Annotated in this window: 19 protein-coding genes; 11 read left to right on the forward strand and 8 right to left on the reverse strand. The window is 74.0% G+C overall.

All coding sequences use genetic code 11. The annotated features are described in order from the left end of the window. Positions 1–7 precede the first annotated feature (7 nt). Complete coding sequence (locus HDG68_RS16705; protein ID WP_216648152.1) at positions 8–1,939, forward strand: hypothetical protein; 1,932 nt, start codon at positions 8–10, stop codon at positions 1,937–1,939. Positions 1,940–2,092: 153 nt separating this feature from the next. On the opposite strand, the gene HDG68_RS08050 is transcribed toward HDG68_RS16705, so the two are convergent. Next, a complete protein-coding gene (locus tag HDG68_RS08050) occupies positions 2,093–2,386 on the reverse strand; it encodes an ArsR/SmtB family transcription factor (RefSeq protein WP_246253700.1) in 294 nt (97 codons plus the stop codon). A gap of 79 nt (positions 2,387–2,465) precedes the next feature. Here HDG68_RS08050 and HDG68_RS08055 point away from each other — a divergent pair, with 79 nt between their 5' ends. Together HDG68_RS08055 and HDG68_RS08060 are read left to right on the forward strand one after the other, a co-directional pair. Then, on the forward strand, positions 2,466–3,830 hold the full coding sequence (locus HDG68_RS08055) for an FAD-dependent oxidoreductase (protein ID WP_172150938.1): 1,365 nt from the start codon (positions 2,466–2,468) through the stop codon (positions 3,828–3,830). Between the two features lie 53 nt (positions 3,831–3,883). Continuing rightward, entirely contained in the window at positions 3,884–4,903 is a 1,020-nt protein-coding gene (locus HDG68_RS08060; RefSeq protein WP_172150940.1) for a 1-aminocyclopropane-1-carboxylate deaminase, read from the forward strand. A 3-nt stretch (positions 4,904–4,906) separates the two neighbouring features. On the opposite strand, the gene HDG68_RS08065 is transcribed toward HDG68_RS08060, so the two are convergent. Genes HDG68_RS08065 through arsB form a run of 6 tightly spaced genes read right to left on the reverse strand, consistent with a single transcriptional unit; the run spans position 4,907 to position 11,345 of the window. Beyond that, the gene (locus HDG68_RS08065) at positions 4,907–5,641 is read right to left on the reverse strand and encodes a cation diffusion facilitator family transporter (protein WP_172150942.1); all 735 of its coding nucleotides are present in this window, start codon (positions 5,639–5,641) and stop codon (positions 4,907–4,909) included. A 40-nt stretch (positions 5,642–5,681) separates the two neighbouring features. After that, positions 5,682–6,953 (reverse strand): APC family permease, encoded by a 1,272-nt coding sequence (locus HDG68_RS08070; protein WP_172150944.1) that lies wholly within the window; start codon positions 6,951–6,953, stop codon positions 5,682–5,684. Next, on the reverse strand, positions 6,950–8,683 hold the full coding sequence (locus HDG68_RS08075; RefSeq protein ID WP_172150946.1) for an FAD-dependent oxidoreductase: 1,734 nt from the start codon (positions 8,681–8,683) through the stop codon (positions 6,950–6,952). The genes HDG68_RS08070 and HDG68_RS08075 overlap by 4 nt, the downstream gene beginning before the upstream one ends. Continuing rightward, a complete protein-coding gene (locus tag HDG68_RS08080) occupies positions 8,683–9,096 on the reverse strand; it encodes an arsenate reductase ArsC (RefSeq protein ID WP_172150948.1) in 414 nt (137 codons plus the stop codon). The genes HDG68_RS08075 and HDG68_RS08080 overlap by 1 nt, the downstream gene beginning before the upstream one ends. Before the next feature lie 48 nt (positions 9,097–9,144). Further along, entirely contained in the window at positions 9,145–10,215 is a 1,071-nt protein-coding gene (locus tag HDG68_RS08085) for a metalloregulator ArsR/SmtB family transcription factor (protein WP_172150950.1), read from the reverse strand. Further along, entirely contained in the window at positions 10,212–11,345 is a 1,134-nt protein-coding gene (arsB, locus tag HDG68_RS08090; RefSeq protein ID WP_343037485.1) for an ACR3 family arsenite efflux transporter, read from the reverse strand. Before arsB ends, HDG68_RS08085 begins: the two co-directional genes overlap by 4 nt. A gap of 108 nt (positions 11,346–11,453) precedes the next feature. On the opposite strand from arsB, the gene HDG68_RS08095 reads away from it, so the two are divergent. Genes HDG68_RS08095 through HDG68_RS08105 form a run of 3 tightly spaced genes read left to right on the forward strand, consistent with a single transcriptional unit; the run spans position 11,454 to position 14,856 of the window. Then, complete coding sequence (locus tag HDG68_RS08095; RefSeq protein ID WP_246253701.1) at positions 11,454–12,185, forward strand: TetR/AcrR family transcriptional regulator; 732 nt, start codon at positions 11,454–11,456, stop codon at positions 12,183–12,185. After that, the gene (locus HDG68_RS08100) at positions 12,182–13,195 is read left to right on the forward strand and encodes an ABC transporter ATP-binding protein (protein WP_172150952.1); all 1,014 of its coding nucleotides are present in this window, start codon (positions 12,182–12,184) and stop codon (positions 13,193–13,195) included. Before HDG68_RS08095 ends, HDG68_RS08100 begins: the two co-directional genes overlap by 4 nt. Next, positions 13,192–14,856: an ABC transporter permease gene (locus HDG68_RS08105; RefSeq protein WP_172150954.1), complete on the forward strand. Its 1,665-nt coding sequence runs from the start codon at positions 13,192–13,194 to the stop codon at positions 14,854–14,856. Before HDG68_RS08100 ends, HDG68_RS08105 begins: the two co-directional genes overlap by 4 nt. Here the strand turns inward: HDG68_RS08105 and HDG68_RS08110 are convergent. After that, a complete protein-coding gene (locus HDG68_RS08110) occupies positions 14,846–15,664 on the reverse strand; it encodes an SDR family NAD(P)-dependent oxidoreductase (RefSeq protein WP_172150956.1) in 819 nt (272 codons plus the stop codon). The two genes, HDG68_RS08105 and HDG68_RS08110, sit on opposite strands and share 11 nt — an antisense overlap. A gap of 84 nt (positions 15,665–15,748) precedes the next feature. On the opposite strand from HDG68_RS08110, the gene HDG68_RS17360 reads away from it, so the two are divergent. From HDG68_RS17360 to HDG68_RS08135, 5 genes are all read left to right on the forward strand, one after another. Then, the gene (locus HDG68_RS17360) at positions 15,749–16,345 is read left to right on the forward strand and encodes a TetR/AcrR family transcriptional regulator (RefSeq protein WP_172150958.1); all 597 of its coding nucleotides are present in this window, start codon (positions 15,749–15,751) and stop codon (positions 16,343–16,345) included. Positions 16,346–16,354: 9 nt separating this feature from the next. Next, the gene (locus HDG68_RS08120) at positions 16,355–17,755 is read left to right on the forward strand and encodes an amino acid permease (RefSeq protein WP_343037486.1); all 1,401 of its coding nucleotides are present in this window, start codon (positions 16,355–16,357) and stop codon (positions 17,753–17,755) included. A gap of 59 nt (positions 17,756–17,814) precedes the next feature. After that, positions 17,815–18,483, forward strand: coding sequence for an MOSC domain-containing protein (locus tag HDG68_RS08125; protein WP_172150960.1), 669 nt, complete (start codon positions 17,815–17,817; stop codon positions 18,481–18,483). Positions 18,484–18,495: 12 nt separating this feature from the next. Beyond that, the gene (gene idi / locus HDG68_RS08130; RefSeq protein ID WP_172150962.1) at positions 18,496–19,098 is read left to right on the forward strand and encodes an isopentenyl-diphosphate Delta-isomerase; all 603 of its coding nucleotides are present in this window, start codon (positions 18,496–18,498) and stop codon (positions 19,096–19,098) included. 443 nt (positions 19,099–19,541) lie between these two features. Further along, the gene (locus HDG68_RS08135; RefSeq protein ID WP_343037488.1) at positions 19,542–20,933 is read left to right on the forward strand and encodes an HNH endonuclease signature motif containing protein; all 1,392 of its coding nucleotides are present in this window, start codon (positions 19,542–19,544) and stop codon (positions 20,931–20,933) included. Positions 20,934–20,947 lie beyond the last annotated feature (14 nt).

A 20,947-nucleotide genomic window follows, 5' to 3' on the forward strand; every position in this document is an offset into this window, starting at 1 on the left:
GACACCCATGCGTACGAACGCGCGCCGAGTGCTGCAGACGGCACTCGTCACGAGCGGCCTGCTGGTCGCCGGGGCCTGGTCGGCCCACGCTGCCGAGGACGACGTCGTCGACGTCGAGATCGGCGAGAACACCTCGGTCGAGGCGAACTTGTCCGAGGTCACCGAGGAGGCGAACGACGCCTCCCTCGACACCCCGATCGACCTGCCCGAGGTCGACACCGAGCCCGTCGAGGACGTCGTCGACGACCTGGTCGGCGAGGACGGCCCGGTCGACGACGTGGTCGGCGCCGACGAGCCCACCGAGACCACGACGGACGACGTCGTGGACCACGTCGCGGAGGACGTCAGCCAGACCGTCGAGGACGCCACCGCGGGTGACGTCGAGGCGGTCGTGGAGGACGTCGCCGGCGACGACGGGATCGTCGACGACGTGATCGAGGACGGCGGGTCCGACTCCGCCGCCGAGACCACGGCCGACACGGTCACCGAGGCCGTCGAGGACACCGCCGAGACCGTCACGGAGGCCGCGGAGTCGGCCGACGAGGCCACGGGGTCCGGCGGCGAGCCGTCGGGCACGGTCGACGCCGTGCTCGGTGAGGACGGGATCGTCGACGACGTCGTGGGGGCCGACGAGCCCTCGGAGGGCGTGACCGACGAGGTCGTCGAGGAGACGCTCGACAACGTCGAGACCACGGTGGACGACGCCCTGGAGGGTGACGTCGATGCCGTGGTGGACGACGTCGTCGCCGACGACGGCGTGGTCGACGAGGTCCTCGAGGACGGCGGGGTCGATGCCGCGCTGGACGAGGTCGACGCCGTGGTCACGGACGTCGACGGTGCGCTCGGCGCCGACGGCGGCCTGTCGGGCACGGTCGACGCCGTGCTCGGTGAGGACGGGATCGTCGACGACGTCGTGGGGGCCGACGAGCCCTCGGAGGGCGTGACCGACGAGGTCGTCGAGGAGACGCTCGACAACGTCGACGGGACCCTCGACGAGCTGCTCGAGGGTGACCTCGACGGTGTGGCCCGCGAGGTCCTCGACGAGGACGGTGTCGTGGATGACGTCCTGGAGGACGGTGGCGTCGACACGGTCGTCGCCGACGTCGTGGACTCCACGGGCACGATCGACGACCTGCTCGGCACCGGTGACCTGGTCGGCGGCACCGTCGACGGCATCGCCGGCGAGGACGGTCTGGTCGACGACATCGTCGGCCCGGACGAGCCCGAGGAGGGCGTCACCGACGGCCTGCTCGACGAGCTGCGCAACGACCTGAACGAGACCGTGACGGAGCTGCTCGAGGGTGACCTTGTCGGCGTCGTCGACTCGGTGCTCGCCGAGGACGGCCTGGTCGACGACGTTCTCGAGAACGGCTCCGGGGACGGCTCCGACGGGTCTGACGGGAACGACGGCACCGACGGGTCCGACGGCACCGACGGGTCCGACGGCACCGACGGGTCCGACGGCACCGACGGGTCCGACGGCTCGGACGGGTCCGACGGCACCGACGGGTCCGACGGCACCGACGGCGGGAACGACGGCACCGACGGCACCGACGGGTCCGACGGCTCGGACGGGTCCGACGGCACCGATGGGTCCGACGGCACCGACGGCGGGAACGACGGCACCGACGGCACCGACGGCTCCGACGGCTCGGCCGACGGTTCTGACGGCTCCGGCAGCACGACCGACGGCGGGACCGTCGTCGTCCGCACGGTGTCGGCCGGCGGTGCTGCTTCCGACGGCACCTTCGGGCGCTTCGGGAGCCTGACGGGTTCGTCGCCGGTGACGGCGTCGGGCGCGGGGGCGACCGCGCTGCCGACGACGGGTCCGGCGTCTGCTCCGCTGGGGCTGGCCGTGCTGCTGATGGCGTTCGGTGCGGCGCTGGTCGTCGCTCGACGCCGGCTGCGCGCTGCTCCGGCGGCTGCTCGGGTCGGCTGACCTCCGGCCGGTCCGGCGTGGGCCCGGAACGTCGCAGGGGGACGGTCCGGGCCCGCGCCGGACGGCGGGCATCACAGACTGCGTGGGCCCGGTGCCACTGGGGAGTGTGCCGGGCCCACGCTCCGCCGTGTCCGCGGCGGGGTCACCGACGGTTCAGAGTGAGCGCAGGCTCTCGGCGAGGCGGTCGAGGGCGCCGGGGACGGCGGCGTAGTAGGCCCACCGGCCGCGCTGGGTGCGGGTGAGCAGGCCGGCTTCCACGAGCAGCTTGAGGTGGTGGCTGACGGTCGGCTGGCTGAGGCCGACCGGTGCGGTGAGGTCGCAGACGCAGGCCTCGCCGCCGTCGGCTGCGGCCACGACGGACAGCAGTCGGACCCGGGTCGGGTCGCCGAGGGCCTTGAACACGGGGGCCAGCTCCAGCGCTCGGTCGACGTCGGGGGTCGCGGTCATGCCCTCATCTTGCCACGCATCGATATCCATGGATATGTTGGCGTCATCGCATCGACATTCTTCGATATGGAGGCGCAACATGGGCACGACGTCGGAGCTGCCGGTCGTGGTGATCGGCGCGGGTCCGGTAGGGCTCGCGGCAGCCGCGCACCTGCTCGAGCGCGGTCTGGAGCCGCTGGTGCTCGAAGCCGGCGACGGTCCGGGAGCGGCCGTCGCCCGGTGGGGCCACGTCCGGCTCTTCTCGCCGTGGCGCTACTGCCTCGACCCGGCGTCGCGACGGATCCTCGACGCCACCGGGTCCTGGACCGCCCCGGACCCGGAGGCGCTGCCGACCGGAGCGGACCTGGTCGGGGAGTACCTCGAGCCCCTCGCCGCCACCGGGTTGCTACGGGACCGCATCCGCTACGGCACGCGGGTCACCGCCGTCGTCCGTGACGGTGCCGACCGGACCCGTTCCCTCGGGCGCGAGCGCCGGCCGTTCCGGGTGCGCACGCGCGGGGCCGACGGCGGCACGCGGGACGTGCTCGCCCGCGCGGTCGTCGACGCGTCGGGCACGTGGACGCGCCCCAACCCCGTCGGTGCCCACGGCATCCCCGCCGTGGGCGAACCGGAGGCCCACGGGTACCTCACCGGTCCGCTCCCGGACGTCCTCGGCGCGGAGCGCGCGCGGTTCGCGGGCCGGCACACCCTGGTCGTGGGGATGGGGCACTCCGCCGCGAACACCCTGCTCGCGCTGACCGCCCTCGCCGAGGAGGTGCCGGGCACCCGCATCACCTGGGCGATCCGGGGCGGGTCCCCACGCCGACTGTTCGGCGGCGGTTCCGACGACGAGCTGCCGGCGCGCGGGCTCCTCGGCCACCGGCTGCGTGACGCCGTCGACGCCGGCCGTCTCGAGCTGGTCACGCGCGCCTCGATCGACGAGCTCGCCCCGGCGGACGGGTCCGTCGTCGTGCGCGGCACGGGTCGGCGGGACGGTACGGACGGGCCGCTCGACCTCGCCGTGCACCAGGTCGTGGGTGCGACCGGTTTCCGGCCGGACCTCGACCTCCTGCGCGAGATCCGCCTCGACCTCGACCCGGTGGTGGAGGCCCCGGCCCGGCTGGCGCCGCTCATCGACCCGAACCTGCACTCCTGCGGGACGGTCGAACCGCACGGCGAGTCCGTCCTGGCGCACCCCGAGGAGGATTTCTACCTGGTGGGCATGAAGTCCTACGGTCGGGCGCCCACCTTCCTGCTGGCGACCGGGTACGAGCAGGTGCGCTCGGTCGCGGCGGCGCTGGCGGGCGATCGCGCTGCGGCGGATGCCGTGCAGCTCGACCTGCCGGCCACGGGTGTCTGTTCCACGGACGTCGACGCGGCGGACGGTGCCGAGGGCGCGGCCTGCTGCGGGACGACGGCGGAGCCGGGGCCGCAGTCGGCGGGGCTGACGCTCACCCCGCGCTGAGGTGAGATGCAGTATATTGCGCGCTCCGTGCAGGACTGTCCCTGAGGAGACCCGTGACGCTCGACGACTTCCCCCGCTACCCGCTCACCTTCGGCCCGAGCCCCCTGCAGCATCTGAAGAGGCTCTCCCAGCACCTCGGCGGTGCCCAGGTCTGGGCCAAGCGGGAGGATGTCAACAGCGGTCTCGCGTTCGGCGGCAACAAGGTCCGCAAGCTGGAGTACATCGTCCCGGACGTGCTCGCCTCGGGGGCGGACACGCTGGTGTCCATCGGCGGGTACCAGTCCAACCACACGCGCCAGGTCGCGGCCGTCGCCGCCCATCTCGGCCTCAAGGCCCGGCTGGTCCAGGAGAAGTGGGTCCCGTGGGACGACCCGACGAACGACAGGGTCGGCAACATCCTGCTGTCCCGCATGATGGGTGCGGACTCCCGGCTGGACGACGCCGGGTTCGACATCGGCATCCGCGACTCCTGGAAGTCCGCGCTGCGTGAGGTCGAGGAGGCCGGCGGCACGCCGTACCCGATCCCCGCGGGCGCCTCCGAGCACCGCCTCGGCGGTCTCGGGTTCGCGAGCTGGGCGTTCGAGGTCGCTCAGCAGGAGAAGGAGCGCGGCGTCTTCTTCGACACGATCGTGGTGTGCACCGTCACGGGGTCCACCCACGCGGGCATGATCGCCGGGTTCGCCGCCCTCGAGGAACTCACCGGCGTACGCCGCCGCGTGCTCGGGATCGACGCCTCGGCCACCCTCGACAGGACCCGCGACCAGGTGGAGCGGATCGCCCGGCACACCGCCGACCTCATCGAGGTGGGCCGGGACCTGCGCGACGACGAGATCCAGGTGCTCGACGGCTGGGCCGGCGACCTGTACGGGATCCCGGTCGAGTCCACGGAGAACGCTATGCGGCTCGGTGCCGAGCTCGAGGCGATGATCACCGACCCCGTCTACGAGGGGAAGTCGCTGGCCGGGCTGGTCGACCTGGTCGGCAGCGGCGACATCCCGCGCGACTCGACGGTGCTCTACGCCCACCTCGGCGGGCAGCCGGCGCTGAACGCCTACCACTCGCTCTGGTCGTAGGGCTCAGCGCTCCGGACCGCAGCAGTCGTCCCCGCAGTCGCAGGCACCGTCCGTGGGCCCCTCGGGGCTCTCGGCCCCGGTGCCCCCGGAGACCATCGCCGCGACCGGCGTGCAGCAGGCGTCCCCGCGCCACGCCTCGAGTCCCTCGCGGACCGCGAAGCCGGCGATGACGAGTGCCGCGACAGGGTCGGCCCAGGTCCAGCCGAGCGCCGAGTTGAGCAGGAGACCCACCAGGAGCACGGCTGAGAGATAGGTGCAGATCAGGGTCTGCTTCGAGTCGGCGACGGCGGAGGCGGAGCCGAGCTCGCGGCCGGTGCGCCGCTCGAACCAGGACAGCAGGGGCATGATCGCCAAACTGACGGCGGCGAGCACGATCCCGACCGTCGAGTGGTCGGGTTCGGCCGCCCCGAGCAGGGTGCGCACGGCGTCGACGGTCACGAAGGTCGCGAGCCCGAAGAACGAGAACGCGATGACGCGCAGCGCCACCTGTTCGCGCCGGTGCGGGTCGGGGGCGGCGAACTGCCAGGCCACCGCGGCGGCGGACAGCACCTCGACGAGGGAGTCGAGGCCGAACCCGACCAGCGCCGCCGACGAGGCCAGGTGCCCGGCGGTCAGCGCGACCGCCGCCTCGACGACGTTGTCGGCGATCGTCGCCGCGACGATCCAGCGGACCCGGCGTTCGAGCACGGCCCGACGCGCGGAGTCGAGCGGGCGGGGGCCGAGGCGCACGGAGGGCATGACCTCAACAGTACACGGCAACGTGTATCAAGAGAACGGGTCAGGACGCGTCCCGCCGCAGACGCACGGTGCGCACCAGGATCCCGACGGCGAACATCCCCAGCCCCGTGAGCACCGCCCCGAGCGGCAGCGTCACCACCAGCACCAGGCATGCGACCAGCCCGAACGCCTGCAGCGCCCGGGGGTACAGCCGGTCCGTCCCCGTCTGCGTCCACGCCGCGGCGTTGGCGACCGCGTAGTACAGGAGCACCCCGAAGCTCGAGAACCCGATCGCTCCTCGCAGGTCGACGGTGAGCACCAGCACGACGACGACCGCCGCCAGCGCCACCTCGGCCCGGTGCGGCACGCCGAACCGGGGGTGCACCGCCGCAAGCCTCCGCGGCAGGTCGCCCTCGCGCGCCATCGCCAGCGACGTGCGCCCGATGCCGGCCACCAGCGCCAGCAGCGCACCGAGCGACGCTGCCGCCGCCCCGACGCGTACCACGACCCCGGCCCAGGGCGAGCTCTCGACGGCCGCGGCGAGCGGCGCCGTCGTCCCCGCGACGCCCTCGAGGCCGAGCGACCCCAGCAGGGTGACGGCCACGACCGCGTACACGACGACGGCTCCCGCCAGCGCGAGCAGGATCGCCCGGGGGATCGTGCGCCGGGGGTCGCGAACCTCCTCACCCATCGTGGCGATGCGCGCGTATCCGGCGAACGCGAAGAACAGCAGCCCGGCCGCCTGCAGCACGCCGTACGCGGCGGCCCATCCCGACCCGGACGCGGCGCCGCCGTCGGACAGCGGCGCCCCGACCGACACGGCCACCCCGGACCACACCACCGCCGTCCACGTCGCCAGCACGAGCAGGACCAGCGCCACGATCCACCGGGTCAGCCGGGCGGTCCGCGTCACGCCCCGATAGTTGACCGCGGCCAGCGCGACGATCGCGACGGCGGCGACCGGGCGCTCCCAGCCGGGAGGTGCGGCGTAGGCGGCGAAGGTCAGCGCCATCGCGGCGCAGCTCGCCGTCTTGCCGATGACGAAACCCCACCCGGCGAGGTACCCCCGCCAGGGCCCGAGTCGTTCGCGACCGTAGACATAGGTGCCGCCCGCCACCGGGTACTGCGCGGCGAGCTGGGCCGACGACGTCGCGTTCGCGTAGGCGACCAGGGCGGCCAGCGCCAGCGCCCCGAGCAGCGCCCATCCCGTCCCTGTGGGCAGCACGGCGCGGGCGGCGGGGGAGAACGCGGCGAAGACGCCGGCGCCCACCATCGAGCCGAGCCCGATCGCGACGGCGTCCCGCGTGCCGAGCCGGCGGGCGAGCTGCGTCATCGACCCTCCGCCGAGCGGCCCCGCACGTGACGCTGGTAGGTCTTGTTCCCGCCGGAGAGGTTCGCGACGTCGGCGAACCCGCGGCCCCGCAGCACGTTCTGCCCGGCGTTGCCGGTGACTCCCTTGTTGCAGTAGGTCACCGTGGGCAGGGCGGGGTCGAGCTCGTCGGCGCGGGCCCGCAGCTCGGCCAGGGGGATGTGGACGGAGTCGTCGACGGCGGACTTCGCGCGGTCCTTCGCCGACCGGACGTCGACGACCTGGACCTGCTCCCCGCCGTCGCGGCGGCGGTCCAGCTCGGAGGCGGAGACGAGCGCCGCGCGGCCGCTGATCGCGCCGTCGAGCGCCATGCCCGTGTAGTGCACCGGGTCCTTGGTGGTCGCGTAGGTGGGGGCGTAGGCGAGGTCGAGGTGGAACAGGTCCTCGGCCTTCGCCCCGAAGGTGATGGCGGTGGCGAGGACGTCGATCCGCTTGTCGACGCCCGACGGTCCGACGGCCTGCGCCCCGAGGAGGCGCCCGGTGCGGCGGTCGGCGACCGCCTTGATCAGCATCTCCTGCCCGCCCAGGTAGGCGGGGCGGTCGGGCTTGATGTTGTGCACGACGACGGGGTCGAACCCGGCCGCTCGGGCCCGGTCCTCGGTGAGTCCGGTCTGGGCGACGGCCAGGTCGAAGACCCGCACGATGGACGTGCCCAGGATCCCGCGGTGCTCCAGGTCCCCGCCGGTCAGCGCGTCCCCGGCGATGCGACCCGTCTTGTTGGCGGTCGAGCCGAGGGGCACCCAGGCCGGATCGCCGGTGATCAGGTCGAAGCTCTCGGCGACGTCCCCGACGGCCCACACGTGGTCGGCGGAGGTGCGGCCCGCCGGGTCGACGGCGATCGCACCGGACTCGCCGACGCGCACGCCGGCCGCGCGGGCCAGGTCCAGGTTGGGGCGGACCCCCACGGCCACGACCACGAGGTCGGTCTCCACGGTGCGTTCAGCGTCGCCCGATCCCGACCCCGGCCCCGACCCCGGCTCGGCGCCGGCCTCGACGCGCACGGCCCGCGCCGCGCCGTCGTCGGACGTCTCGATCGACGTGACCCGGGCGCGGGTGAGCAGCTCGACGCCGCGGCTGCGCAGCTCGTCGTCGACGCGGTCAGCGACGTCGGCGTCCATCCGTGGCATGGAGTGCGCCTCCATCTCCACCACGGTGACGTCGAGGCCGCGCTCGGTGAGCTGCTCGGCGGTCTCCAGGCCGATGTACCCGGCGCCGACGATGACCGCCCGCCGGGCGCCACGGTTCTCGATCCACTCCCGGATCGCGGTCGCGTCCGAGGGGTTGCGCAGCGTGAACACGCCGTCGGCGTCGACACCGGGCAGCGGGGGCACCACGGGGGAGACCCCGGTGGCGAGGACGAGCTCGTCGTAGTCGTCGGTGAAGGTCTCGCCCGAGGCGAGGTCGCGGACGGTGACGGTCCGTGCCGCGGTGTCCACCCCGGTCACCTCGTGCCCCGTGCGCACGTCGATGCCGTAGCGCTTCGCGAACCAGGCGGCGTCGCGCGGGGTGAGCACGTCGATGGTCTCGACCCGCCCGCCCAGGTAGTACGGCAGGCCGCAGCCGGAGTAGGAGATGTCGGTGTCGCGCTCGTAGACGACGATCTCGGCGTCCTCCGAGCCGCGGCGGGCCTTGGCCGCGGCGGAGGTGCCGGCGGCCACCGACCCGACGACGACGATCTTGAGCCGCTCGGTCATCAGGCCACCGCCTCGACGTCGAGGGAGACCAGCAGGGCGCGCACGCGCCGCTCGATCTCGTCCCGGATGGGCCGGACGGCCTCGATGCCCTGACCCGCGGGGTCCTCGAGCTCCCAGTCCTCGTACCGCTTGCCGGGGTAGACGGGGCAGGCGTCGCCGCACCCCATGGTGATCACGACGTCGGACGCCTGGACGGCGTCGTCGGTGAGCACCTTGGGCTGCTCGGACGCGATGTCGACGCCGCGCTCGGCCATGGCCTCGACGGCCACGGGGTTGATCGAGTCCTTCGGGGCGGAACCCGCGGAGCGCACCTCGACGGCGTCGCCGCCGAGGGCCCGCAGGAACCCGGCGGCCATCTGGGAGCGGCCGGCGTTGTGGACGCAGACGAACAAGGCGGACGGGACGGTGGGCATGGTGCTCCGATCGGTGGGCGGGCCGGTGCGGCAGGCCGGTGCGGCGGGTCAGTTCGGCAGGTCGAGGTCGGGCAGGAGGTCGGCGAGCAGCGCGCGGACGCGGCGGTCGATCTCGTCCCGGATGGCGCGCGCGCCCTGGTCCGAGGCGAGAGCCGGGTCACCCACCACCCAGTCCTCGTACCGCTTGCCGGGCAGCACGGGGCAGGCGTCGCCGCACCCCATGGTGACCACGACGTCGGCGGCGCGCACGGCGTCGTCGGTCAGCGGCTTGGGAAAGATCGCCGTCCCGTCGTCGCCGCTGTCGCTCGCACCGGCGAGCTCGGCGAGCAGCGGGCGGACGGTGTCGTGGACGTCCGCGGCCGGCATCGACCCGGCCGAGCGCACCACGACCCGCGTGCCGGCGTACCGGTGCAGCAGCGCGGCGGCGAGCTGGGAGCGCCCGGCGTTGCCGACGCACACGAACAGCACCTGCGGCGGCCGCGCGGCGGCGCTCTGCGGACCGTGGTCGCCGGTGGCGCGTTCGACGTCGGCGAGGCGCTGCCCCGCGAAGTGCTCGGTGAGCGCGAGCAGGTGCAACGGCATGCCTCCGCGGCGGGCCAGGCCGGTGTAGGACTCGCGCACGATGCGCCGGACCTCGCCCGCCGGGACGTCGGGATGCCGTGCGGCGAGGGAGTCGGCGAGCCGGTCCAGCGCGGGGTCGACGTCGGTGAGGCCGGTCATGAGCGTCGGGCGTGAGCCGGCGTCGGGGTCGACGGCGAGCGCCGCGGGGGCGAACCGGTCGAGCAGCGTGGTGACGGCGCCCCGGTAGGCGGGGGCGACGCGGTACCAGACCCAGGTGCCGCGTCGCTGCGACGTGAGGATGCCGACGTCGCGCAGCACCTTGAGGTGGTGGGAGACGGTGGGCTGGGAGACGTCGGTGAGCTCGGCAAGGTCGCAGACGCAGGCCTGGCCGTCGGGGGAGGTGACGACGGCGGACAGCATGCGCAGCCGCAGCGGGTCGGCGAGCGCCTTGAGCGCGGTGGCGACGGCGTCGGCGGCGTCGGTACCGATGGCGTGGTCCGCGGCGGTGTGCCGCGGTGCGCACGCGGCGTCGTCCGGGGCGGGGGTGAGCGTGGTCATGGACGGACCTCCGTGTCCGACGGCGTGACCCCGGTGGGTGCGACGTTGCGGCCCGGGGTGACGCGCGGGTCGACGCCGAACCACCGGCGGCCGGCCCACAGGGTGACGTAGACGAGGCCCACGAGGACGGGGACCTCGATGAGCGGCCCGACGACGCCGGCGAGGGCCTCGCCGGACGTGGCGCCGAAGGTCGCGATGGCGACGGCGATGGCGAGCTCGAAGTTGTTGCCGGCGGCGGTGAAGGCCAGTGTCGCGGTGCGGGCGTAGCCGAGGCCGAGCAGCTTGCCGGTGACCATGCCGATCGCCCACATCAGGCCGAAGTAGGCCAGGAGGGGCAGGGCGATGCGCGCCACGTCGGCGGGGTTCTCGGAGACCTGCTCGCCCTGGAGGGCGAAGAGCAGCACGATCGTGAACAGCAGCCCGTACAGCGCCCAGGGGCCGATGCGCGGCAGGAAGGTGTCCTCGTACCAGTCGCGGCCGCGGGTGCGTTCGCCGATCGCGCGGGAGGCGAACCCTGCGGCCAACGGGATCCCGAGGAAGACGAGGACGTTGAGGGCGATCTGCCCGACCGAGACGTCGAGTCCGGCGGTGTCGAGTCCCAGCCAGCCGGGGAGCACGGTCAGGTAGAAGTACCCGAGCACGGAGAACATGACGACCTGGAACACGGAGTTGATCGCCACGAGGACGGCGGCGGCCTCCCGGTCGCCGCAGGCGAGGTCGTTCCAGATGACCACCATGGCGATGCAGCGGGCGAGCCCGACGATGATGAGGCCGGTGCGGTACTCGGGCAGATCGGGCAGGAAGATCCACGCCAGGGTGAACATCAGTGCCGGACCGACGAGCCAGTTCAGCACCAGGGAGCTCACGAGCAGCTTCGTGTCCCCGGTGACGGCGGCCATGCGGTCGTAGCGCACCCCGGCGAGCACCGGGTACATCATCACGAGGAGGCCGAGCGCGATCGGCAGGGAGATCCCGGCGATCTCGAGGGCTTCGAGGGTGTGGCCGAGTGCGGGGACGTAGCGGCCCAGCAGCAGCCCGCCGACCATGGCCAGGCCGATCCACAGCGGCAGCCAGCGGTCGAGGGTGGACAGGCGGGCGCGGACGGGGGCGTCCGTCGGGGTGATCGACACGTCGTCTCCTCGCTAGATCGAACTTCTTCAATATAGAAGAACTTCGATGCAGCGTCCAGCCCGCGACCCTCTTGCGCACCGACTGAACGCGTGTTTAGTCTGTTGAACATGAGTTCAGCCGAGGCGGGTGCGGAGCCGACGATGCCGGCCGCCCGGCCGCCATCGGACGGCGGCACCCGCGACCGCATCCGCGACGCCGCGGTGCTGCGGTTCGCGCGGTCCGGCTTCGACGCGTCCGTCCGTGCCGTCGCCGCGGACGCCGGGGTCAGCGCTGCGCTCGTCATCCACCACTTCGGGTCCAAGGACGCCCTGCACCGCGCCTGCGACGAGCACGTGCTCGCCTGGATCGTGGCGTCCAAGCGGCACAACATGGGACGGGCCACCGGCGGTCAGCTGCTGCAGGTGCTCGCCGAGTCCGACGAGTACGCGCCGCTGCTCGGCTACGTGATGCGGTCCCTGCAGAGCGGCGGCGACGTCGCCCGGGCGTTCGTGCAGCACATGATCGACGACGCACGGGTCTACGTCCGCGAGGCCGTCGCCGACGGCATCGCCAAGCCGTCGGTGGACGAGGACGCGCGGGCCCGCTACCTCACGCTCTCGGCGCTGGGCACCCTGTCCCTGTCGTTGACGCTCGACCCTCCGGACGACCCCGAGAACTTCAGCGCCACGCTGCGGACCTTCCTGGCCGAGCAGTACCTGCCGATGATCGAGATGTTCGCCCAGGGGTTCCTCACGAGTCGTCGCATGCTCGACGACTACCTCCTGTACCTCTCCGACCCTCCGACCGGCGGCGAACCCGACGACGCACCAGCCACCGCGACCACGAGCGAGGAACCATGACCACCACCCCTGCGACGGGTACGCCGGGAGCCGGCGCACCCGCGATCGAGACCCGCGACCTGCACAAGCGCTTTGGCTCCACCCGCGCCCTGGACGGTCTCGACCTGACCGTCGCCGAGGGCGAGGTCGCCGGCTTCCTCGGCCCCAACGGCGCCGGGAAGTCCACCGCGATCCGCGTCCTGCTCGGCCTGCTGAGCCCCACCTCCGGCAGCGCCCGCCTGCTCGGCGGCGACCCCTGGACCGACGCCGTCGCGCTGCACCGCCGGCTCGCCTACGTGCCCGGCGACGTCACCCTGTGGCCCAACCTCACCGGTGGCGAGGCCATCGACTTCCTCACCCGGCTGCGCGGCACCCCCGACGCCCGGCGCAAGCGCGAGCTGCTGGAGGCCTTCGAGCTCGACCCCACCAAGAAGGCCGGCACCTACTCCAAGGGCAACCGGCAGAAGGTCGCGCTCGTCGCCGCGTTCGCGACCGAGGTGCCCCTGCTGATCCTCGACGAACCCACCTCCGGGCTCGACCCCCTCATGGAGGCCGTCTTCACCGAGCGGGTGCGCGAGGCCGCGGCGAACGGGACCTCGGTGCTGCTGAGCAGCCACATCCTGTCCGAGGTCGAGAAGGTCTGCGACACCGTCACCATCATCCGGTCCGGCCGCGCCGTCGAGTCCGGCACTCTCGACGAGCTGCGGCACCTGACGCGGTCCAGCGTGACCGCCGTCGTCGAGGGCGACCCGACGTCCGTGGCACGGCTCGACGGCGTCCACGACCTCGTCACCGCCGACGACCCCGAGGGCACCCGGCTCACCTTCGACGTCGACAACGCCGCGATGGGAGCCACCCTGACCGAGCTGTCCCGGCTCGGGGTGCACTCGTTCAGCGCCGCCCCGCCGTCGCTCGAGGAGCTGTTCCTGCGCCACTACGGCGACGACGTGTCCGACGACGGCACGCCGGCCGGAGACGGTCGGCCCGGCGGCCGGCACGCGGCCGAGGCCAGCGGGGCAGGTGCCCGATGAGCGCCGCCGTCGCCACGCCGTCGGGCACCCGCGCCGCACCCCGCGGAGGTTCCACGCTGACCGGGACGGGTGCGCTGGTCCGGTTCGTGCTCCGTCGCGACCGGGTGCGCCTCGCCGTGTGGGCGGGATCCATGGTGGCGTTCTACGCCTACTTCACCTTCGCGCTGGACACCGTCTTCGCCGACGAGGCCGCCCAGCAGGGCCGCGCCGCCATCATGGAGACCCCCTCCGGCATCGTCATGGGCGGACCCGGCTACGGCCTCGACCACTACACGACCGGCGTGGCCATGGCGAACGAGGGCATCACCTGGGTCGTCCTCGCCCTGGCGATCTTCTCCGTCCTGCACATGGTCCGGCACACCCGGGCCGAGGAGGAGACCGGACGCTCCGAGCTCGTGCGGGCCGCCGTCGTCGGACGGCACGCACCCGCCGTCGCCGCCCTGACCACCCTCGTGGTCGCCCAGGCCGTCATTGCCGTCCTCTCGGCGTTCGCGATGGTCGCCGTCGGGGACCTCGCCGTCGTCGACTCGTTGGCCATGACGGTCGGGTCCGCGTTGAGCGCGGTGGTCTTCGGCGCCGTCGCGCTCGTCGCGTGCCAGGTCTTCGCCGCGGGCCGGGCCGCCGTCGGCGCCTCGCTCGCCGTGTTCGGGGCCGCGTTCGTCGTGCGCGCCGCCGGTGACATGCGCGAGACCGGCGGCTCAGCGCTGTCCTGGTTCTCGCCCATCGCCTGGGCCCAGCAGATGCGGGCCTTCGTCGACCTGCGCTGGTGGCCCGCGCTGCTCTCCGTCGTCGCCCTCGTCGTGCTCGTCGTCGTCGCCTCCGCCCTTGCCTCCCGGCGCGACTTCGGCGGCGGGCTCGTCGCCGGACGGCCCGGCCGGGCCGACGCGCGCGCGTCGCTGCGCTCGCCGTTCGCGCTCGCCTGGCTCCAGCAGCGCGGCGCCCTGCTGTGGAGCTGCCTCGGACTCGGGCTGCTGTGGTTCGCCTCCGGCACCCTCCTGCCCGAGGTCGGCTCGATGATCGGCGACCTCGTCGCCGAGAACCCCGCGATCGCGCAGGTCTTCGGCACCGACGGCACCGAGCTGTCCGTCGCGTTCGTCGCCTTGATGATCCTGTACGCGGCCCTGTGCTGCGCGGGCTACGCCGTCGTCATGGCCCAGCGGCCCAAGGCCGAGGAGACCTCCGGCCGCGCCGAGGTCGTGTTCTCCCACCCCGTGTCCCGGTACCGATGGCTCGGCGCGCAGGTCCTCGTCGCCGGGCTCGGCACCGCCGTGCTGCTCGCCGTCAGCGTCTACGCCACCTGGCTCGGTGCCGTGGCCGTCGGGTGGGACGACCAGACCTTCGGCGACTACACGACCGTCGTGTGGACGTACCTGCCGGCGCTCGCGGTGTTCCTCGGGCTGGTCGTGGCGCTCTACGGCTGGGTGCCGCGCCTGACCGGGCTCGCCTGGGCGCTGCTGGCCTACACGTTCGTCATCGGGATGTTCGGCGGTCTCTTCGACCTGCCCGACTGGGCGTTCCGGCTCTCCCCGTTCGACTGGGTGCCGGCCGCGTTCAGCGGGGAGTTCTCCGCCGGGGACGTCGCCGTCCTCTGGGGTGCCGCCGTCGTGCTCGGCGTGCTGGGGTTCGTCGGGTTCCGGCGTCGCGACCTGGTCACGGGCTGACGGACACGGCGCCGCGTGGGCGCCCGGACGTCAACCGGGCGCTCACGGCGAGCACGATCCGGCGGGGCAGCATCCCGGCCAGGGCCGCGGCGGCGGCGTTGGCGCGCCCGGAGACGACGGTCGCCGGCGGACGACGCCGGTCGAGTGCTCGGAACAGCGTGTCGGCGACCTGGTCCGGCGTCTCGAACCGTCCGACGGCGGCGTCCTCGGTGCCCACGACGTCGAAGAACTCGGTGCGGGTGGGTCCGGGGCACAGCGTGATGGCGTGCACGCCGCTGCCGCGCAGCTCGACCGACAGGGCCTCGGTGAGGCTGAGCACGTAGGCCTTGGTGGCGCCGTAGACGGCCATGCGGGGCACCGGCTGGAACGCCGCCGTGGAGGCGACGTTCACGACGGCGCCGCTGCCGTGGGCGAGCAGGTCGGGGAGCAGGACGCGGGTCAGCGTGGTCAGTGCGCGGACGTTGAGGTCGATCTCGGTGCCGAGGCGGTCCGGGTCCTCGGTGACGAGGTCGCCGTACGTGCCGAAGCCGGCGTTGTTGACCAGCGTGCCGACAGGGCTGCCGGTGGCGCGTGCGGCCTCGACGACGGCGGTGACGCCGTCGGGCGTGGCGAGGTCGGCGGCGACCACGGTGGTGCGGACCCCGTGATCGTCGCGCAGCCGCTGGGCGAGCTCGGTGAGGCGGTCCTCGCGACGGGCGACGAGGAGCAGGTCGGCGCCGCGGGCGGCGAGCCGTGCGGCGACGACAACGCCGATGCCGGAGCTCGCCCCGGTCACGACGGCGGTGGATCCTCGGAACGTGATGGTCATGGTGTGCCTCTTCCGTCTCGGGACTCCAATGTAGGCATCGACAACTTAGGTAGTCAATGCCTACATCGACGCTACGCTGGTCCGATGGGCTACCACCACGGCAACCTGCGCGACGCGCTGCTCGACCGCGCCGAGCAGGTGCTGGCCACGGACGGCGTCGACGGGCTGTCCCTGCGTGCGCTCGCCCGCGACCTCGGCGTCAGCCACGGCGCCCCCGCCCGGCACTTCCGCGACAAGCAGGCGCTTCTCGACGCCCTCGCGCTCGCCGGGTTCCGGCGGCTCGAGGAGGCGCTCGCGGCGTGCCCGGGCAACTGGTCGGACCGGCTCCGCGGCATCGCGCGGACCTACCTCGACTTCGCCGCCGCGAACCCCGCCCTCCTGGCCGTGATGTACGACGTCAAGCACCACCCCGAGGCGTCGGACGCCCTGCGGGCCGAGGCCGAGCGCGGTCTCGGCCAGGTCGTCGATGCGGTCCGCGACGGCCAGCGCGCCGGCGGGGTGGTCGACGGCGACCCCGGCGAGCTCGCGACCGCGCTCTTCGCCGCCGTCCACGGCGTGGTGCAGCTCGCCCTCGGCAATCTGCTCGAACCCGACGAGACGGACCGCGCGCTCGTGACAGTGCTCACGATCAGCCTGCGGGGGCTGTCCCCGAGCCCGGGACCCGCGCGCCCGGCGGGCTAGCGTGGAGCGGTGACGACCTCCCCCGAGCTCCCCGCCGAGCCGCTCGCGCACGGCCTGCGCACCCGGCACCTGACGATGATGGGCCTCGGGTCCGCCATCGGCGCGGGCCTGTTCCTGGGATCCGGCGTCGGCATCGCGACCGCCGGCCCCGCCGTGCTCGTCAGCTACGCCATCGCCGGGGCGCTGGTGGTGCTCGTCATGCGCATGCTCGCCGAGATGGCCGCGGCCCTGCCCGCCAGCGGGTCGTTCTCCGTGTACGCCGAGACCGCGCTCGGACGCTGGGCGGGCTTCCTGCTCGGCTGGGTGTACTGGTTCATGCTGATCATGGTGCTCGGCGTGGAGGTCACCGGGGTCGCCGAGATCGTCCACGGCTGGTGGCCGGCCGTGCCCCAGTGGGCGGCGGCCGCCGTCGTGGTCGCCGTGTTCGGCGCGGTCAACCTGGTCGGCGTGCGGCACTTCGGCGAGGCCGAGTTCTGGTTCGCCCTGATCAAGGTCGCTGCCATCGTCGGGTTCCTGGTGGTGGGCGTGCTCATCGTGGTCGAGGTGATCCCGGTGAGCGGGTCCGTGCTCGGCGACTGGGCCGCGCACGGCGGGTTCGCCCCCGCCGGCTGGGCGGGGATCGCCGCCGGGCTGCTCACCGTCGTCTTCGCGTTCGGCGGCATCGAGATCGTGACGATCGCCGCGGCCGAGGCGCGCGACCCGGCCACCGCCGTCGTCAGCGCCACCCGCACCATCCTGTGGCGCATCCTCGCGTTCTACATCGGTTCGGTCGCGATCATGGTGGCGCTCATCCCGTGGGACGACGCCGGCTCCCTGACCTCGCCGTTCGTCACGGTCCTGGAGATGGCCGGCTTCGACGGCGCCGCCCGGCTCATGGAGGTCGTCGTCGTCATCGCGCTGCTCAGCGCCTTCAACGCCAACATCTACGGCACCTCGCGGATGCTCTTCTCGCTCGCCGAACGCCGCGACGCCCCGGCCGCCGCGGCCCAGGTCTCGGGTCGCGACGTGCCCTGGGTCGCCGTCTGCGTCTCGGTCGCGTTCGGCGTCGTGGCGGTGCTGCTGAACTGGCTGCTGCCGGAGACGCTCCTCGCCGTCCTGCTCAACGCCGTCGGCTCCGCGCTGCTCGTGGTCTGGGTGCTGGTCGCCGTCTCCCAGCTCGTGCTGCGCCCCCGCCTGGAGGCGGCCGCCCGCGAGCGCGGCGAACCCATGGCGCTGCGCGCGTGGGGATACCCCTGGTTGACGTGGGCCACCCTGGTCGCCCTGGCGGCGCTGGTGGTGCTCATGCTGTCCGACGACGCCGCCCGCGCCCAGCTCACCGCCACGGCCGGGCTGGTGCTGTTCGTCCTGGCGGTCTACGCGGTGCGGACGCGGGTGCTCCGGCGTCGCGCCACGGCGCCCGCACCCGGGTGACGGCCCGGTGACGGTGGTGACGCCGGGGCCCGGAGGCCCGCTGTGGAACCATGAGCGTCATGGGTGAGGTCCTCGCGGTGTGCCGTGTCCACCAGCTGCTGCCCGACGCCGGCACGGTCGGCGTCACGGCGATCGACAAGCGTCCCGTGGCCGGGCGGGTCCGCGCCGGCCGCTACGGCCTGTACGCCGACGTGCAGGCCGACCGGGCGAACCACGGCGGCGAGGACCAGGCGGTGTACGCCTACGCCGCCGAGGACGCCGCGTTCTTCGAGCCGGAGCTGGACCGGGAGGTCACGCCGGGGTTGTTCGGGGAGAACCTGCGGACCGGCGGTCTGGACGTGTCGGGCGCGCTGGTCGGGGAGCGGTGGCGGATCGGCTCGGCCGTGCTCGAGGTGACGCAGCCCCGCACGCCGTGCGCGACGTTCGCGCGGCGGCTGGGCTCGCCGCCGCGCTGGGTGCGCCGGTTCACCGAGGCGGGTCGGACGGGCGCCTACCTGCGGGTGGTCGAGCCGGGTGACCTCGGGGCGGGGGACGCCGTCGAGGTGGTGTCCTCACCGGGGCACGGGGTGAGCGTGGCGGGCTGGTTCGCGGCGTGGAACGCCGGACCGTCCGGGTTCGCCGAGGCGGCGCGGATGGCCGCGGCGCTGCGGGCGGCGGCCGACGACGGCGAGCTCCGGCTGAGCCCGGACATGGAGTCGCGCACGGCGAAGGCCGTCGCGCGGGCATGACACGATGGCTCGATGAGCCTCCACGCCCCCGTCGTCGCCGACCACGTCGTGACCTGTGACGAGGCAGGCAACCGCCTCGGCACCGTGCCGCGCGCCGAGGTGCACACGACCGACACCCCGCTGCACCTGGCCTTCTCCTGCTACCTCCTGGACGCCGCGGACAACCTGCTGATCACCCGGCGCGCGCTGGTCAAGCGGACCTGGCCGGGAGTGTGGACCAACTCGTTCTGCGGCCACCTGCGCTGGACCGAGTCCCCGGAGGACTCCCTGGTGCGGCACGCCGAGCACGAGCTCGGCGCCGAAGTGTCGGACGTCCAGGTGGTGCTGCCGGAGTTCCGCTACCGCGCCGTCGACGCCTCCGGGGTCGTGGAGAACGAGATCTGCCCGGTGTACGTGGCCCGCGTCGTCGGCGACGTGGCGCCCAACCCGGCCGAGGTCGCCGAGCACGTCTGGGCGCCGGCGACGGCGGTCCGGGCCGCGGTGGAGGCGACCGGGTGGGCGTTCAGCCCGTGGATGGTCCGCCAGCTCCGCGACGTCGTCGGGGTGCCGGCCGCGGAGCGGACCGCCGGCGGGCAGGTGCTCGCGGGGGCGCTGGGGCTCGACGCGCAGCGCTGAGACCTGCCCCGACGGGGCCGTGCGCGCGGTGCACACATTCGTCCACAGAGTGACGGCACCTCTTGCGCGGGGCGGCGCTCCTCACTAGGGTCGAACACATGTTCGAGAACGACGCTTCCCTCCCGGGGCACGACGCCGCCGGGCCTCGTCGTGCTCGGACCTCGGGGGCCGGTGCAGCCAGTGCCCCGGCTGCACCGGCCCCGACCACGAACGGTGACGCCGGACTCCTGGAACGCGCTCTGGTCGCCCTCGTGGCCGGCTCCGTCGCGGGCTGTGCCGAGATCGTCGGCGCCGGTCGTGCGGCCGTCGACCGCGGGGCCCGGCATCGCACGGTTCGCTCCGGTTCCCTGGACATGTCGTGGCCCGGGCAGGGTTCACGACCACGCATCCCGGGGACCCTGCGGGCCGGCCCGGGAGCTGCGGGACGTGACGGTGCGGGGGCCGTGGCGCTCAGCCGGCCGGGCGACCTCGGTCCCGTGCTCGAGGACGCACCCGGTCCCGAGGTCGCCGCCGGGCTCGCCGATCTCGACCCGGCGGACCTCGACGACCTCGCCCTGGTCGAGTGCCTGGCGGCGTGGGAGCGGCTGGCGGCGTGGGCGCAGGCAGGCTCGGCGCGGATGCTCGCCGAGCTCCTGGACCGGGCGCGGGGGTCGGCCCGGCACGAGTTCGTCGTCGACGAGGTGGCCGCCCGCCTCGGACTGAGCCGACCGGCCGCCGCCCGGCACGTCACGGTGGCGCACGGCGCGCGGCAGCTCCCGGAGGTCGCCGACGCGATGGCGTCCGGCGAGGTCGATCGGCGCAAGGCCGAGGCGCTCGTGGCGACGGGGAGGCTCCCGGACGAGGTGCGGCGGGACGTCGTGGCGCGGCTGCGGCCCGACCTCGAGCAGCTGACGGTGCGCCAGATCCGCGACCGGCTGCGCCGCGCCGAGATCGCCGAGGATCCGGACGGTGCGGAGGATCGCCGGCGTCGCGCTCGCCGGGAACGTTCGGTGACGCTGGAACCGGTCGACGACGCGATGGCCTATCTGACCGCGTACCTCCCCGCCGACGACGCGGCCCGTGCCTTCGCCGCCGTCGAGGGGCCCGCACTGGCGCAGCGCAGGGCTCCCGGCGAGGAGCGGCGCCTCGACGAGTGCCGCGCCGACACCCTCGTCGCCCTGCTGACCGGACGGATGGCCGCGACGGGCGAGGTGTCAGCCGGTCGCGAGGCGGCGGCCCGGCCGTCCGATCCCGGGCACGGCCCCGTGCCCGTGCCCGTGCCCGTGCAGGTCACGGTCGCCGCGTCGACGCTGCTCGGGACGGACGACCTCCCGGCGATCCTCGCGGGCTACGGTCCGATCCCCGCGGAGATGGGGCGCTGCCTCGCCACCGACCCGGAGGCCACCTGGCAGCGGCTGCTCACCGACCCGCAGACCGGGGTGCTGACGGACCGGTCCTCGCGCGCCTACCGCCCGTCCGCGCGGTTGCGCGCCGCCGTCACCGCCCGTGACGCCACCTGCACCTTCCCCGGGTGCCAGGTGCCCGCCCGCCGCGGCGACCTGGACCACGTCGACCCCTTCGACCCGGCCGCCGACCGGCCGCAGACGCACGGCGACAACCTCCACGCTCTCTGCCGCACCCATCACCGCGCCAAGACCATCGGCGGATGGGGCGTCGAACGGGACCCCGTCTCCGGGGTGACGGTGTGGTCCGCGCCGAGCGGTGGCCGGTACGTCCGCACACCGCACCCGGCGCACCCAGCGCACCCGGCGCACCCCGCGCACCCGACGTGTCCGGCGCCCGGCCGTCCACCGGATGCCACGCCATCCCGGGACACGGGCCCGCCACCGTTCTGACCTGTGGCCGGCGG

Origin of the sequence: Isoptericola chiayiensis, from assembly GCF_013149805.1 — a bacterium.
GTDB lineage: Bacteria > Actinomycetota > Actinomycetes > Actinomycetales > Cellulomonadaceae > Isoptericola > Isoptericola chiayiensis.

Bases quoted from the DNA above. Each gene is read 5' to 3' on its own strand.
- HDG68_RS16705 (WP_216648152.1), top strand. From the start codon at position 8: ATGCGTACGAACGCGCGCCGAGTGCTGCAGACGGCACTCGTCACGAGC.
- HDG68_RS08050 (WP_246253700.1), bottom strand. From the start codon at position 2,386: ATGACCGCGACCCCCGACGTCGACCGAGCGCTGGAGCTGGCCCCCGTG.
- HDG68_RS08055 (WP_172150938.1), top strand. From the start codon at position 2,466: ATGGGCACGACGTCGGAGCTGCCGGTCGTGGTGATCGGCGCGGGTCCG.
- HDG68_RS08065 (WP_172150942.1), bottom strand. From the start codon at position 5,641: ATGCCCTCCGTGCGCCTCGGCCCCCGCCCGCTCGACTCCGCGCGTCGG.
- HDG68_RS08070 (WP_172150944.1), bottom strand. From the start codon at position 6,953: ATGACGCAGCTCGCCCGCCGGCTCGGCACGCGGGACGCCGTCGCGATC.
- HDG68_RS08075 (WP_172150946.1), bottom strand. From the start codon at position 8,683: ATGACCGAGCGGCTCAAGATCGTCGTCGTCGGGTCGGTGGCCGCCGGC.
- HDG68_RS08080 (WP_172150948.1), bottom strand. From the start codon at position 9,096: ATGCCCACCGTCCCGTCCGCCTTGTTCGTCTGCGTCCACAACGCCGGC.
- HDG68_RS08085 (WP_172150950.1), bottom strand. From the start codon at position 10,215: ATGACCACGCTCACCCCCGCCCCGGACGACGCCGCGTGCGCACCGCGG.
- HDG68_RS08095 (WP_246253701.1), top strand. From the start codon at position 11,454: ATGAGTTCAGCCGAGGCGGGTGCGGAGCCGACGATGCCGGCCGCCCGG.
- HDG68_RS08100 (WP_172150952.1), top strand. From the start codon at position 12,182: ATGACCACCACCCCTGCGACGGGTACGCCGGGAGCCGGCGCACCCGCG.
- HDG68_RS08105 (WP_172150954.1), top strand. From the start codon at position 13,192: ATGAGCGCCGCCGTCGCCACGCCGTCGGGCACCCGCGCCGCACCCCGC.
- HDG68_RS08110 (WP_172150956.1), bottom strand. From the start codon at position 15,664: ATGACCATCACGTTCCGAGGATCCACCGCCGTCGTGACCGGGGCGAGC.
- HDG68_RS17360 (WP_172150958.1), top strand. From the start codon at position 15,749: ATGGGCTACCACCACGGCAACCTGCGCGACGCGCTGCTCGACCGCGCC.
- HDG68_RS08125 (WP_172150960.1), top strand. From the start codon at position 17,815: ATGGGTGAGGTCCTCGCGGTGTGCCGTGTCCACCAGCTGCTGCCCGAC.
- idi (WP_172150962.1), top strand. From the start codon at position 18,496: ATGAGCCTCCACGCCCCCGTCGTCGCCGACCACGTCGTGACCTGTGAC.